Raw genomic sequence first — 12,890 nt, 5'->3', positions numbered from 1 at the left:
TTGTACGACAGACATCGTAGTACGTCGAGTGTCGAACTACGATACCTCTCGTACAATGGTGAGCCCCGAGCAAGTGGAGCCGCCGTGACCACCCCCGCCGTCAGCAGCCGTGATCTGCCGCATCCGGCGCGTGCGGAGATCCGGCTGGAATCCGTGCTGCACGCCTTGTCCGACCCGATGCGGCTGCGGATCGTGAGAGAGCTCGCCGCCGTCAGCGACGAGCTCTCCTGTTCGCACTTCGATCTGCCCGTCACCAAGTCGACGAGCACCCACCACTTCCGGGTGCTGCGCGAGAGCGGAGTGCTCCGGCAGAACTACCAGGGCACCGCCAAGATGAACGGCCTGCGCAGGGACGACCTAGACGCTCTCTTCCCGGGGCTCCTCGACACCCTTCTCGACGCTGCCGCCCGCCAGGCCGGCCGCCTCGGGAGCGGCTGAACCGGCCCTGGACGGCAGGTGGTTGAAGAGGAGGTTCAGTACGATCGCCGTCAGACAGCCCGCGCTGATCCCGCTGTTCATCACTGTCTGGAACCAGTCGGGGAACTTCTCGTAGATCGTCGGAACACCGACCGGCAGCACGCCCATGGCCACCGAGACGGCCACCACCGTCAGGTTGTCGGTGCCCTTGAAGTCCACTTGGGTGAGGGTCCTGAGACCGCTCGCCGCCACCGTCCCGAACATCACCAGGCCCGCCCCGCCGAGCACCGGCGCCGGTACGGCCGCGACCACCGCGCCCAGTTTGGGGAGCAGTCCCAGCAGGACCAGGATGCCGCCGGCGGTGGCGACGACCCAGCGGCTGCGCACCCGGGTCATACCGACGAGGCCGACGTTCTGCGCGTACGCCGTGTAGGGGAAGGTGTTGAAGACGCCGCCCAGCACGGTGGAGAGGCCGTCGGCGCGCAGGCCGTCCGAGAGGGAGCCCGGTCCGACCCTGCGGTCCGTCATCTCGCCGACCGCGATCAGGTCACCGGTGGTCTCCGTCATCGTCACCAGCGCCACGACCAGCATCGACACGATCGCCGAGAACTCGAAGGTGGGCGCCCCGAAGTGGAACGGCGTACTGATCCCGACCCAGTCGGCGTCGCCGACCCCGCCGAAGTCCGTGAACCCGAAGGGGATCGCCACGGCCAGGCCCACCGCGATGCCGATCAGTACCGCGATCCGGCGCAGGAAGGCCGGTGCGAACCGCTGCACACCCAGCACCACCACCAGCACGAACACGGCCAGTGCGATGTTCTTCGGCGCGCCGAAGTCCGCGGAGCCGACGCCGCCGGCGACCCAGTTCCCCGCGACCGGCAGCAGTGAGAGGCCGATGATCAGGATCACCGTGCCGGTGACCAGCGGCGGGAAGAAGCGCAGCAGCTTTCCGAAGACCGGTGCGAGCAGCATGATCGCCAGCCCCGCGACGATCACCGAGCCGTAGATCGCGGGCAGACCTCCGCCCGTCGTCCCGATCAGGACCATCGGTGAGACGGCCGCGAAGGTACAGCCCTGCATGATCGGCAGTCGTACGCCGAAGCGCCAGAAGCCGACGCACTGGATGAGCGTGGCGATGCCGCACACGAGGAGGTCGGCGGTGATCAGGTATGCCAGGTCGGCGGCCGACAGTTTCATCGCGCCGCCGACGATCAGGGGGACGGCCACGGCGCCGGCGTACATCGCGAGGACGTGCTGGAGACCGAAGGCGGCGAGTTGGCTTACGGGGGGTACGTCGTCCACGGGGTGCACAGGGGTGGTTTGGGCCATGTCCGAGACCGTAGATGCATTGAACAGATTGTTGATTGCCGGGGTGTTGCCGGTTCGTTGCCCGGTGCGGGCTGCGGGGGCCTGACGGCGGGCGGGGCCGGCTCCTTCGGGGGCCGGCCCCGTCGACATGTCTCATGCCTCCCCGTCGTCGACCCAGCTCATCAGCTTGCGGAGCTGCTTGCCGGTGGTCTCCAAGAGATGGCCGGCGTCCTGCTGCTTGTACTTGTCGTACTTCTTCAGGCCGCCGTGGTACTCGGCCATCCACTCGCGGGCGAAGGTGCCGTCCTGGATCTCGGCGAGGATCTTCTTCATCTCGGCCTTGGTGGCGTCGGTGATGATCCGCGGGCCGGTGACGTAGTCGCCCCACTCGGCGGTCTCGGAGATCGACCAGCGCATCTTCTCCAGACCGCCCTCGTACATGAGGTCCACGATCAGCTTCAGCTCGTGCAGGCACTCGAAGTACGCGATCTCCGGCTGGTAACCGGCCTCGGTCAGCGTCTCGAAACCGGCCTTGACCAGCGCGGCCGTACCACCGCAGAGAACGGCCTGCTCACCGAACAGGTCGGTCTCGGTCTCCTCGGTGAACGTCGTCCTGATGACGCCGGCGCGGGTGCCGCCGATGCCCTTCGCGTACGACAGCGTCAGCGCGAACGCGTTGCCGGTGGCGTCCTGCTCGACCGCCGCGATACACGGAACGCCGCGGCCCTCCTCGTACTGACGGCGCACCAGGTGGCCCGGGCCCTTGGGGGCGACCATGCACACGTCGACGCCGGCCGGCGGCTTGATGAAGTCGAAGCGGATGTTCAGGCCGTGACCGAAGAACAGCGCGTCGCCGTCGTTGAGGTTGTCCTTGATGGACTCCTCGTAGACCTGGGCCTGCAGCGGGTCCGGCACCAGGACCATGATGACGTCGGCCTCGGCGGTCGCCTCGGCGGGCGTGACCACGCGCAGGCCCTGCTCCTCGGCCTTCGCCCTGGACTTGGAGCCCTCGTGCAGACCGACGCGCACGTCGACACCGGAGTCACGCAGCGACAGCGCGTGGGCGTGGCCCTGGCTGCCGTAACCGATGACCGCGACCTTGCGGCCCTGGATGATGGACAGGTCGGCATCGGCGTCGTAGAACAGCTCGGCCATGGATCAAACTCCTTATGACAGTGGGTAATTGGGTTACGTCAAGAGTCAGGCGCTCTGCGCGGTCCTCGTCGCGGCCGAGGTGATGCCTACCGGGCGGGTCTCGCGAACGCCGCGTTCCGTCAGGGAGCGGGAGCCGCGGCCGATGGCGATCACGCCCGACTGCACCAGTTCCTTGATGCCGAACTGGGCGAGCATCCGCAGCATCGCGTCGAGCTTGTCGCCGGCGCCGGTGGCCTCCAGCGTCACCGCGTCGGGGGCCACGTCGACGGTGCGGGCGCGGAACAGCTCGGCGATCTCCAGCACCTGGGAGCGAATCGTGTTGTCGGCGCGCACCTTCACCAGGACGAGTTCGCGCTGGACCGCGCCCGCGGCTTCCAGCTCGGCGACCTTGAGAACGTTGACGAGCTTGTTGAGCTGTTTGGTCACCTGTTCCAGGGAGAGCTGGTCGTCGACGCGGACGACGATCGTGACGCGGGAGAGGTCCGGGTGCTCGGTGGTGCCCACGGCGAGCGAGTCGATGTTGAAGCCGCGGCGGGAGAACAGGGCGGCGATCCGGGCCAGGATGCCGGGGGTGTTCTCGACCAGGACGGAGAGCGTGTGCTGGGACATGTCTAAGGGTCCTCTCAGTCGTCCGCGGCGTCGCCGAAGTCGGGGCGGACGTCGCGGGCGGCCATGATGTCGTCGTTGGAGGTGCCGGCAGGGACCATCGGCCACACCATCGCGTCCTCGTGGACGATGAAGTCCACGACCACGGGGCGGTCGTTGATCGAGTTGGCCTTGTCGATGACCGCGTCCAGCTCGTCCGGGTTCTCGCAGCGCAGGCCCACGCAGCCCATCGCCTCGGCGAGGAGGACGAAGTCCGGGACGCGGGTGCCCCGGTTGGCGGCGGAGCCCACACCCCGGGCGGAGCCGGTCGCGGCGTTGGTCGCGCCGTCGTGCAGCACGGTGTTGGAGAACCGTGCGCCGTAGAAGAGGTTCTGCCACTGGCGGACCATTCCGAGGGCGCCGTTGTTGATGACGGCGACCTTGATCGGGATGTTGTTCAGGGCACAGGTGACCAGTTCCTGGTTGGTCATCTGGAAGCAGCCGTCGCCGTCGATCGCCCACACGGTGCGATCGGGGCGGCCGGCCTTGGCGCCCATCGCTGCCGGTACCGAGTAGCCCATCGTCCCGGCGCCGCCGGAGTTGAACCAGGTGCCCGGCTCCTCGTGCGGCAGGAACTGCGCCGCCCACATCTGGTGCTGGCCCACCCCGGAGGCGAACAGGGTTCCCTCGGGGGCGAGTTGACCGACGCGTTCGATGACCTGTTGCGGCGAGAGCATGCCGTCGGCGGGCAGGTCGTAGCCGCGGGGGTAGGTGTCCCGCCAGCGGTTCAGGTCCTGCCACCAGGCGGCGTGGTCGCCCGCGTTCCCCTCCTCGTGTTCCTCCCGTACGGCCGCCGCCAGCGCGCTGATCACCTCGCGGGCGTCGCCGACGATCGGGACGTCCGCGAACCGGTTCTTGGATATCTCCACCGGGTCGATGTCGGCGTGCACGACCTTGGCGTACGGCGCGAAGCTGTCGAGTTTCCCGGTGACCCGGTCGTCGAAGCGGGCGCCGAGGGCGACGATCAGGTCGGCCTTCTGCAGGGCTGCGACGGCGGCCACGTCGCCGTGCATGCCCGGCATTCCCAGGTGCTGCGGATGGCTGCCGGGGAAGGCGCCGAGTGCCATCAGCGTCGTGACCACGGGGACGCCGGTCAGCTCGGCGAGGTCCCGCAGTTCGGCGCTGGCCCCGGCCTTGAGGACGCCGCCGCCGACGTAGAGCACGGGGCGTTCGGCGCAGGTGAGGAGCCGCGCCGCCTCGCGGACCTGCCGGGGGTGCGGGCGGGTCCGCGGCCGGTAGCCGGGGAGCTGTGCGGTCGGGGGCCAGGAGAAGGTGGTCTGTGCCTGGAGGGCGTCCTTGGTGATGTCGACCAGGACCGGGCCGGGGCGGCCGGTGGAGGCCAGGTGGAAGGCCTGCGCGATCGTCCTCGGGATGTCCTCGGCGCTGGTGACCAGGAAGTTGTGCTTGGTGATCGGCATGGTGATGCCGACGATGTCCGCCTCCTGGAAGGCGTCCGTGCCGATCGCCCGCGACGGCACCTGGCCCGTGATCGCCACGAGCGGTACGGAGTCCATGTGGGCGTCGGCGATCGGCGTGACGAGGTTGGTCGCGCCGGGACCGGAGGTCGCGATGCACACGCCGACCTTGCCGGTGGCCTGCGCGTAGCCGGTGGCCGCGTGCCCGGCGCCCTGCTCGTGCCGGACCAGGACATGGCGGAGCCTGGTCGAGTCCATCATCGGGTCGTAGGCCGGCAGGATCGCCCCGCCGGGAATCCCGAACACGGTCTCCGCACCCGCCTCTTCGAGGGAGCGGATCAGGGACTGGGCGCCGGTCATCGACTCGCTCGGGGTGGCGGCGGACTCCGGGGCCCGCATCCGTGGAAGGCGGGCCGCGGGGGCCTGCTGCACAGCGTTCGGCATCATCAAATCCCAAGGTTCGTAGGGCTGTTGGAATGAGCGGGAGAGTGGTGTGCACAGTCAGGTGAGGGTCCCTCCCGTCAGGAGCCCGGGTGGGGCCGTGCGGAGCAGGTCGGCCGCGTGGGGACGGACCAGGTCGGCCGCCCGTGGCCCGAAGAGCCGGGTGACGGTCGGGCCGGCCGCGGTGAGTTCGCCGCGTACCGCCACCGCCGCCGCGTAGCCCCGGTCCACCGGGACGTCCAGCAGGGTCCAGCCGGACGGCGGGTACGGTCCGCCGGGTGCCCCGGAGCCGACGTAGTCGAGGGACGGATCGCGTCCCAGTCCGGTGCCGAGGCCCTTGAGGTAGGCCTCCTTGCGGGTCCACAGCCTCGCCAGCGCGCGGGGCCGCGACGCCGGTGCGAGAGCGGCCAGTTCCTCCTGCTCGGCCACGTGCAGCATCGAGGCCAGCTCGGCGGAGGCCGTCCGGTCCGACACCAGGTCCACGTCCACGCCGATCGGCGCCGCGGCCGTACCGACGAGGGCGAGATCACCCCGGTGGGAGAGCGAGAAGAACAGGTCGTCACGGCCCGCGCCGAGCAGGGTGGGCCGGCCGTGCGGGCCGCCGCAGCAGGGACAGGTGTCCCGGCCGAAGTGGATCTCCTCGGGGCGCCGGCGCAGATACGCCCCGAGCAGCCGCCGCAGTGCGACATGCGCGGCCGTGAACCGGGTCCGGTCGGCCGCGTGCATGAGGGAGGCGGCGCGCCGGCGCTCGGTCGCATCGAGCACCGCCTCGTCCAGGATGCCGAAGGGGACATCCGAGACCCTCAGGAGCCAGAGGTCGAGTGAGCCAGGGGGTGGCAGCTCACGGGCGACCCACGGCGGTGTTCCTTCCACGGGGTCTCTCCTGTTCGTACTCGAAGGGGCCGGTCGGGCCTCATGAGCCACCGGGTGCGGTGGCCGGCGCGGTGGGCAGGTCGTGCCGTGCGCGCAGAGGACCGATCAGCAGCAACAGGGGGCTGACCGCGAGACCGGCGGTCAGCATCCACAGCGTCGGCCTGAGCCCGAGCGCCGTGCCGAGCACGCCGCCGAGCAGGGAACCGAACGGAATGGCACCGAAGTTGGCCACCGAGATGCTGGCCGTGATGCGGCCGAGCAGCTGGGGTGGGCAGTACCGCTGGCGGAACGCGCCCTGGATCACATTGGCGAGGACCACGCCGAGGGCGAGCAGGGCGCTGCCGACCGCGAGCGCGGCGAGCATCCAGCCCTGCTGGGCCATCGGGATCAGCAGGGCGAAGGGGGCCGTGGCGGCGGTGGCCACCAGCAGTCCACGTGCGGTGCCCCAGCGGGCGGTGACCCGCTTGGCACCGGTCGCGCCGAGGATGCCGCCGACGCTGCTGGAGGCCAGCAGCCAGCCGGTGGCGCCCTCGGGCACGCCCAGCTGCCGGATCATGAAGACCGGCAGGATCGCCTGGTACGCCGTCAGCAGCAGGTTGGTGACGGTGCCGTAGGCGGTCAGCACACGCAGGTACGGGTCGCGCACCGTGTACTGGAGTCCCTCGCGGATGTCCTGGCGCAGCGGGGTGCGCTCCAGGGGCCGCTCGGGCAGGGGCTCCCGGCCGCGGATGCCCAGCAGGCACAGCGCCGAGAAGAGGAAGGTGCCGGCGTTGACGAGCAGGCCCGACACGGCGCCGAAAGCCTGGGCGAGCAGACCGCCGCCGCCGAGGCCGGCGACCTGGGCCACCGACTCGCTGCCCTGCAACTTGGCGTTGGCCTCCTGGAGTTGCTCCCGGTCCACGATGGAGGGGACGTACACCTTGTAGGAGATTCCGAAGAACACCGCGGCGAGGCCGTTGAGGAGGGCCACGACGAGCAGGTGGGTCATGGTGAGCATGCCGAGCCAGGCGGCGACGGGCACGCTCGCGAGCAGGACCAGCGAGCCGAGGTTGCACACCAGCATCAGCGGGCGGCGCCGCATCCGGTCCACCCAGGCGCCGGCCGGCAGGCCGATCAGCAGCCAGGGCAGCCAGGGGGCGGCGGCCAGCACACTCACGCTGAGCGTGCTGGCGTTCAGGGTGACGACGGCGACCAGGGGCATGGCGACGGTGGTGACGTTGATGCCGACGCGGTTGGTCGTCTCGCCGAGCCACAGGAGGCGGAAGTCGCGGTGCCGGGACAGGCCGGGGCGGGGGGTGGCGGCCGGATCGGCCGCGGCCTTCGGGGTGGTGTCCATGGTGTCTTTCGTGGTGATGTCGGTCCTCATGCCTCTGTCGCCTTCCGTACGGCTTCGGCGAGTTGGGCCTCGGCGTCCGACCAGCGGTTTCGGCGTACGTCCGACTCGGCGCGGTGGGCGGCGAGTTCGCGGTGCAGCGGCGGCAGGCCGTCGGCGCCCGGGCCGCCTCCGTGGGCGCAGGCGGCGGCCACGCGGTCGGGGGCGAGGTCGGGGGTGAGGCCGCCGTCGAAGGGGGCGGTGCGGGCGGTCTCCTCCAGGGAGCGGCCGGAGTCGAGCGCGGCCAGCACGGTCTCGCCGACCAGGTGGTGCGCGGCCCGGAACGGCATGCCGGCCACGACCAGCCGTTCCGCCAGATACGTCGCCGCGGTGAACCCCTCCCGGGCCCGTGCGGCCATCCGCTCGGGCAGCGGCTCGGTGCCCGCCACCACCAGCCGTAGCAGCGTCACGGCGTCGGTCGTGTCGGCGAGGCCCGGCCACAGGTGGCGCATGGCCTCGGTGCCGACGGCGATGGCGTTGGTGTAGCCGGCGGTGGTCATCGCCGAGGCCGCGCTCACGAAGGCGCCCAGGCTCGCGGTGGAGCGGCCCTGGATGTGTTCGAGCAGGAACGGATTGCGCTTCTGCGGCATCATCGAGCTGGAGCCGACCAGCGTGTCGGCCACCCTCAGCAGCGCCGCCTCCTCGGACGTCCACGCGCTCAGGTCGCGGGCGACCCGGGCGAGCGTGACGCCGAGCATCGCGGAGGCGGAGAGAAGGTCCAGCGCGAAGTCCCGGGAGGCCACGGCGTCCACCGAGTTGGGGGCAGCCCGGGTGAACCCCAGGAGTTGGGCGGTGCGTTCGGGGTCGACGGGCACAGAGGTGCCGCCGATCGCGCCGGCGCCGAGCGGGTTGACATCCAACTGACGTCCGGCGTCGATGAGTTGGCCGTACGCTCGCAGTACCGCGACCGCGATCCCCGTCAGGTAGTGCCCGTAGGTGATCGGCACCGCGGGCTGGCCGTGCGTGTACGCCGGCATGGTCACGTGCGCGTACCGGTCGGCCTTCTCCAGCAGTACGGCGGCCAGCCGGTCCACCGCGTCCAGCAGGGCGAGGTAGGGGGTGCGGGCCTTCAGGCGGGCGGTGGTGGCGTTGAGGTCGTTGCGGGAGCGGCCGGTGTGCAGGATGCCGCCGGTCTCGTCGCCCAACCGCTCGATGAGGAAGCCCTCGTAGGCCAGGTACACCCCACGCGGCATCGGACGCCCGCGTACCGGTCCGAAGTTCTGGTCACGCAGCTCCTGCACGGCCCGCAGCAGGGCGGCGGCCCGGACGGGCTCCACGACTCCGCGCTCACCGAGCATGATCAGGTGGGCCCGGTCGACCTCGCTGATACGGCGCAGCTCGCCGCCCAGCGGATCCGCCGACTCCGCGGACACGTACTGGTCGTAGACGATGGCGTGCGCCTCGGGGTCCAGGGCCGAGCTGAGCCGGCCGGTGGCGACTCCGTCACGCACGGGGGCGGTGGTCATACGAGGTCCTCGGGGGTGAGAAGCGGTCGGCACGGGTGCCTCCGGCGTCCGGCGGGGTGTGGGGGCGGGGTGTCGTGGCGCCGTGAGGCGCGCGCACCGGTTCGCGCGGAGGTGAGAGGGCCGGGTGTCGAGCAGGGGACCGCCGTGGCGGTCAACGGTACGTAGCTGTCCGGCAGTTGATCCGAGGACGGCCGGAGTGTGGCCTCCGGGACGCCGGCGGCTCTCGTCGGAATGACGTTCGCCCCGGGGGCGGGTGTCCGTGCGGCCGTCGCGGGAGGGACTTTCGGGAGGCCGCCGGGCCGCTTCCGTACGGCGTCCGGCCCGGGGGTTGCTGCCGATGCGCCGGGGCCTTTCGCTGTCACGGCGCTCGGTCCCGGGGTTGTTGAAGGGCGGGAACCCTTCGTCGGTTCGGGGTTCGGGCCGGTCGCGCCGTGCCTGCTCGCGGTGGTCACGTCAGTGCCTCCTGCCGTTCCAGGGCCGTGTACGACACCGCTTCCGCCAGCGCGGCGACGGCCCGGTCCGCCGCGGCGGCGGCCTGGAGCGGGTGGTCCGCGAGGGCGATGACGTGACCCAGGCGGCCACGGAAGTCGGTGGCGGGGCCGACCGGTTCGCCCGGGGCGCGGTAGAAGGCGGCCTCGACCACGCCCGGGACGCGGTGGGCGCGGGCGGTGGGCTCGCAGAGGTCGGGGGCGAGAATGCCGTCGCGGTCGGCGGTCAGAAAGCGGATCGAGGCGCGGCCGTACATGCCGCGCGTCGGGGCGGCCGGGCGGCCGAGCGCGGCCAGTACCTGGGCACGGACCAGGTCGACGCCGCAGGCCCTGCGCACCAGTTCGGGGATCATGCCCCCGGCCAGCCGCGGGTTGACCTCGATGACCTTGGCGAGGGGACCGTCGAGCCGTAGCTCCACATGGGCGGCGCCCCAGCCGAGGCCGAGGGCCGTGACGGCGCGCACCGCCGTCCGGCGCAGTTCGCGCTCCAGGTCGGCCGGGAGTGCCGCCGGCACGTCGTGGCCGACCTCGACGAACGCGGGCAGCGGGCCGACGTGCTTGGCGACGGTCACCACCGCGTCGGTGCCGAACACCTCGACCGAGAACTCCGCGCCGGTCAGGTACTCCTCGACCAGGATCCGGCCGGGTGTCGCCACCCCGCGCTCGTTCGTGGTCGCCGCCAGCAGCGTGCGCGCGTGCCCGGCGACCTCGTCGAGGTCCGCGCACAGCCGTACGCCCAGGCTGCCGGAGCCCTGCACCGGCTTGACCACGACGGGAAGCCGGGTCGCCGCCGCAGCCGACACCGCCGCGTCCACCCGCTCCACGACGGCGAAGCCCGGTACGCCCACCCCGGCAGCGGCGAGGATCCGCCGCTGCTCGGCCTTGTCCCGCACGGCCCGCACTGCCTCGGCCGAGGGTCCGGGAAGGCCGAGGCGGGCGGCCAGTGCCGCCGCGGCCGGGACGTAGTACTCGGAGCTGGTCAGCACACCCGCGATCGGCGCCTCGGCGGCCAACGCCTCGGCCGCCGCCCACAGTTCGCCCTCGTCGGAGGTGTCCACGGCCACGGTCCGCAGGCCGTCCTCGGCCGCGTACGGATAGCGCGCCGCATCCGTGCTCAACAGGACCGGAACCACACCCAGTTCGGCAGCTCGCCGGGCGAACAGCCGCCCGGTGCCGGTGGTGTTGGACTCCACCAGAAGCAGCAGCCCGCTCATGACGCGATCTCCGGCATCATCACGTCGTCGAAGCCGCGCCGCGCCCACAGCAGCCGGGACCAGACCGGCGCCGCGTCCAGCGGGTGCTCCACGGTGAGGGGGCCGCCGCCCGGCGCGGGTGCCGGGACGATGCCCTGCCCGCGCAGCCAGCCGTCGTTGTAGACCGTGGACTGGTAGCGGTAGCCCTCGTCGGGCAGCACCATCACCACCGTGCTGTCCGGGTTCTGCGCCGCCCACCAGGACGCCACCTGGAAGGACGCGCCGCTGGTCGGGCCCATGAACAGGCCGTGGCTGCGGTACAGCTCGTGGGTCGCGTGGAACGCCTCCGCCGCGGTCACCCAGTGCGCCTCGTCGTACGCCGAGTGCCGCACGTTGCCCGGGTGGATGCTGCTGCCCAGGCCGCGCAGGGTGCGCGGGGCGTCGGGGGTGCCGAAGATGATGCTGCCGTGGGTGTCGACCCCGACCAGGTGCAGCTGCGGGTTGCCCGGCCTGAGCGAGGCGGCGAGCCCGCCCGTCGAACCGCCCGAACCGACCGGCCCCACCAGGCAGTCGACGGAGCCGACCGTGTCGCCGATCAGGTCGGCGACGATCCCGTAGGCCCCCGGGTTGTCGGGGTTGTCGTACTGGCCGGGCACGAAGGCGTCCGGCCGCTGCCGGCACAGCTCGGCCACCCGGGCCAGCCGGGCGCCCTGGATGCCGCCGGCCTGGCCGGTGTGCTCGACGATCTCCACCGTCGTGCCGAGCATCTCCAGTCTGGTGCGCAGCTCCTGGTCGATGGCGGAGTCCCCGACGATGGTCAGCGGGTAGCCGCGCAGCCCGCACACCATCGCCAGGCCCAGCGCGAAGGTGCCGGAGGAGGTCTCGATGACCGGGGTGCCCGGGGTGAGCACCCCGGCGGCCTCGGCCCGGTCGATGATGTAGCGGGCGGGCAGCAGCTTCATCAGGGTGAAGGCCGCCGCGTAGAGGTTGTCGCTCACCTTGATGATGCGTGGCAGCTCGGTGGCCTCCACGATCGAGGAGTGAGCCTTGGGGAGGATCGTCGTCGTCATGTCAGTCACCCGTTGTGTAGTTCCACTGCTCGTCGATGCCCGTGCCGCGCAGAAGTTCCTGCGCCTGTGCGGTGCGCGCCTCGACCTCGGGGTCGTCCCGGTCGAAGAGCAGCCCCGCGATGTCTCCGCTGTGTGCCACCTGCACGCCCACGGCGCCGCAGGTCCGCTGGATGTCCCGGATCCGGTCGAAACCCGGAACCGGCAGATGACGCTGGTTGGTCTCCGCGCTCGCCGTCGCCACCGAGCCGAGCAGGGCGACGTCCTTCATCTGGATGGCCTCGCGCAACATGTCCCGCAGTAAGGCGAACCGCCGGACCTCGGCCTCGTCGTAGCGGGCCGGCGGGAGGGTCAGGGTGTCGACGCCCTTGCCGCGGTTGGAGGGCCGCGAGCCGAAGCCCAGGACCCTGAGCGGCGGCATCCGGTAGCCGAAGTCCTCGATGACGGTCCCCTCGCGCTGGGCGAACAGCACGGTGGAGTCCTCGAACATCAGCGAGTCCGAGGCGGTCTCGGCGCGCACCGCGAGCCGGGCCACCGCCCGCGGCGGCAGCGGATCGGCGAACGCGTCCTTCACGGCCCAGATGGCCGACAGCACATCGCTGGTGGAGGAGCCGAAGCCGCGGCACAGCGGCACGTCCCCGGTCAGCTCCAGATGTCCGCCGACCGGTCCGGCGTCCGCCGGCACGACCTCCCGCACGGCGAGTTCGGCCGCACGCCTCGCCTTTCCCTTCCAGCCCGGCGACACGGTGACCTCGGCGCCGGGCGCCGGCGTGAAGGTCGCCCGGGTCGTGTGAAGGGTGCTGGGCAGCGTCACGAGCCCGCGCACGAGCCCCTCGCGGCCGGTGAAGACACCCTGCAGAATCTCGCCGTGATGGACGGGGGCCGAAGCTGCCCCGACACGCCAGTCGGAATGATCCACCATGTCCTTGACCCTCTGTTGCCGGTGAAGCCGTGACCTGCAGACACCATCACGCTACGGAGGCAGGGACCCGCCTTCCGGCGGCAAGAGCGGCAGGTTGTGGGCGGTTGGCGGTGGGCCCGCGCCGCGCA

The 12,890-nt window shown here is 71.6% G+C and carries 11 protein-coding genes; 1 reads left to right on the top strand and 10 read right to left on the bottom strand.

Features of this window, described 5'->3' with window-relative positions:
- Positions 1 to 84: 84 nt before the first annotated feature.
- Positions 85 to 438: an ArsR/SmtB family transcription factor gene (locus OHT57_RS06205; RefSeq protein ID WP_328745032.1), complete on the top strand. Its 354-nt coding sequence runs from the start codon at positions 85 to 87 to the stop codon at positions 436 to 438.
- On the opposite strand, the gene OHT57_RS06200 is transcribed toward OHT57_RS06205, so the two are convergent.
- The 10 genes from OHT57_RS06200 to OHT57_RS06155 all read right to left on the bottom strand — a co-directional run bounded on the left by OHT57_RS06200 (position 358) and on the right by OHT57_RS06155 (position 12,762).
- Positions 358 to 1,746 (bottom strand): nucleobase:cation symporter-2 family protein, encoded by a 1,389-nt coding sequence (locus OHT57_RS06200; RefSeq protein WP_328745031.1) that lies wholly within the window; start codon positions 1,744 to 1,746, stop codon positions 358 to 360. The two genes, OHT57_RS06205 and OHT57_RS06200, sit on opposite strands and share 81 nt — an antisense overlap.
- A gap of 132 nt (positions 1,747 to 1,878) precedes the next feature.
- Positions 1,879 to 2,880 carry a ketol-acid reductoisomerase gene (ilvC, locus tag OHT57_RS06195; RefSeq protein ID WP_328745030.1) on the bottom strand — a complete coding sequence of 334 codons (1,002 nt, stop codon included), beginning with the start codon at positions 2,878 to 2,880 and terminating at the stop codon, positions 1,879 to 1,881.
- Positions 2,881 to 2,925: 45 nt separating this feature from the next.
- Positions 2,926 to 3,489, bottom strand: a complete 564-nt coding sequence (gene ilvN / locus OHT57_RS06190) for an acetolactate synthase small subunit (RefSeq protein WP_328745029.1) — start codon at positions 3,487 to 3,489, stop codon at positions 2,926 to 2,928.
- 14 nt (positions 3,490 to 3,503) lie between these two features.
- A complete protein-coding gene (locus tag OHT57_RS06185) occupies positions 3,504 to 5,384 on the bottom strand; it encodes an acetolactate synthase large subunit (RefSeq protein ID WP_328745028.1) in 1,881 nt (626 codons plus the stop codon).
- 57 nt (positions 5,385 to 5,441) lie between these two features.
- Positions 5,442 to 6,254 (bottom strand): 4'-phosphopantetheinyl transferase family protein, encoded by an 813-nt coding sequence (locus OHT57_RS06180; protein ID WP_328745027.1) that lies wholly within the window; start codon positions 6,252 to 6,254, stop codon positions 5,442 to 5,444.
- 40 nt (positions 6,255 to 6,294) lie between these two features.
- Positions 6,295 to 7,620, bottom strand: a complete 1,326-nt coding sequence (locus tag OHT57_RS06175) for an MFS transporter (RefSeq protein WP_328745026.1) — start codon at positions 7,618 to 7,620, stop codon at positions 6,295 to 6,297.
- Complete coding sequence (argH, locus tag OHT57_RS06170; protein ID WP_328745025.1) at positions 7,617 to 9,092, bottom strand: argininosuccinate lyase; 1,476 nt, start codon at positions 9,090 to 9,092, stop codon at positions 7,617 to 7,619. The genes OHT57_RS06175 and argH overlap by 4 nt, the downstream gene beginning before the upstream one ends.
- A 448-nt stretch (positions 9,093 to 9,540) precedes the next feature.
- Positions 9,541 to 10,794, bottom strand: a complete 1,254-nt coding sequence (locus OHT57_RS06165; RefSeq protein WP_328745024.1) for an ATP-grasp domain-containing protein — start codon at positions 10,792 to 10,794, stop codon at positions 9,541 to 9,543.
- Positions 10,791 to 11,843: a PLP-dependent cysteine synthase family protein gene (locus OHT57_RS06160; RefSeq protein ID WP_328745023.1), complete on the bottom strand. Its 1,053-nt coding sequence runs from the start codon at positions 11,841 to 11,843 to the stop codon at positions 10,791 to 10,793. Before OHT57_RS06160 ends, OHT57_RS06165 begins: the two co-directional genes overlap by 4 nt.
- Position 11,844: 1 nt before the next feature.
- The gene (locus tag OHT57_RS06155) at positions 11,845 to 12,762 is read right to left on the bottom strand and encodes a GHMP family kinase ATP-binding protein (RefSeq protein ID WP_328745022.1); all 918 of its coding nucleotides are present in this window, start codon (positions 12,760 to 12,762) and stop codon (positions 11,845 to 11,847) included.
- Between the last annotated feature and the right edge of the window lie 128 nt (positions 12,763 to 12,890).

This window comes from Streptomyces sp. NBC_00285, assembly GCF_036174265.1.
Classification (GTDB): Bacteria; Actinomycetota; Actinomycetes; order Streptomycetales; family Streptomycetaceae; genus Streptomyces.
The sequence above is the reverse complement of the archived record's forward strand: the minus strand, read 5'-3'. Positions and strand labels throughout refer to the sequence as shown.

Coding starts and splice junctions, on each gene's coding strand:
- argH (WP_328745025.1), bottom strand. CDS start 9,092: ATGACCACCGCCCCCGTGCGTGACGGAGTCGCCACCGGCCGGCTCAGC.
- OHT57_RS06165 (WP_328745024.1), bottom strand. CDS start 10,794: ATGAGCGGGCTGCTGCTTCTGGTGGAGTCCAACACCACCGGCACCGGG.
- ilvN (WP_328745029.1), bottom strand. CDS start 3,489: ATGTCCCAGCACACGCTCTCCGTCCTGGTCGAGAACACCCCCGGCATC.
- ilvC (WP_328745030.1), bottom strand. CDS start 2,880: ATGGCCGAGCTGTTCTACGACGCCGATGCCGACCTGTCCATCATCCAG.
- OHT57_RS06175 (WP_328745026.1), bottom strand. CDS start 7,620: ATGAGGACCGACATCACCACGAAAGACACCATGGACACCACCCCGAAG.
- OHT57_RS06155 (WP_328745022.1), bottom strand. CDS start 12,762: ATGGTGGATCATTCCGACTGGCGTGTCGGGGCAGCTTCGGCCCCCGTC.
- OHT57_RS06200 (WP_328745031.1), bottom strand. CDS start 1,746: ATGGCCCAAACCACCCCTGTGCACCCCGTGGACGACGTACCCCCCGTA.
- OHT57_RS06160 (WP_328745023.1), bottom strand. CDS start 11,843: ATGACGACGACGATCCTCCCCAAGGCTCACTCCTCGATCGTGGAGGCC.
- OHT57_RS06185 (WP_328745028.1), bottom strand. CDS start 5,384: ATGCCGAACGCTGTGCAGCAGGCCCCCGCGGCCCGCCTTCCACGGATG.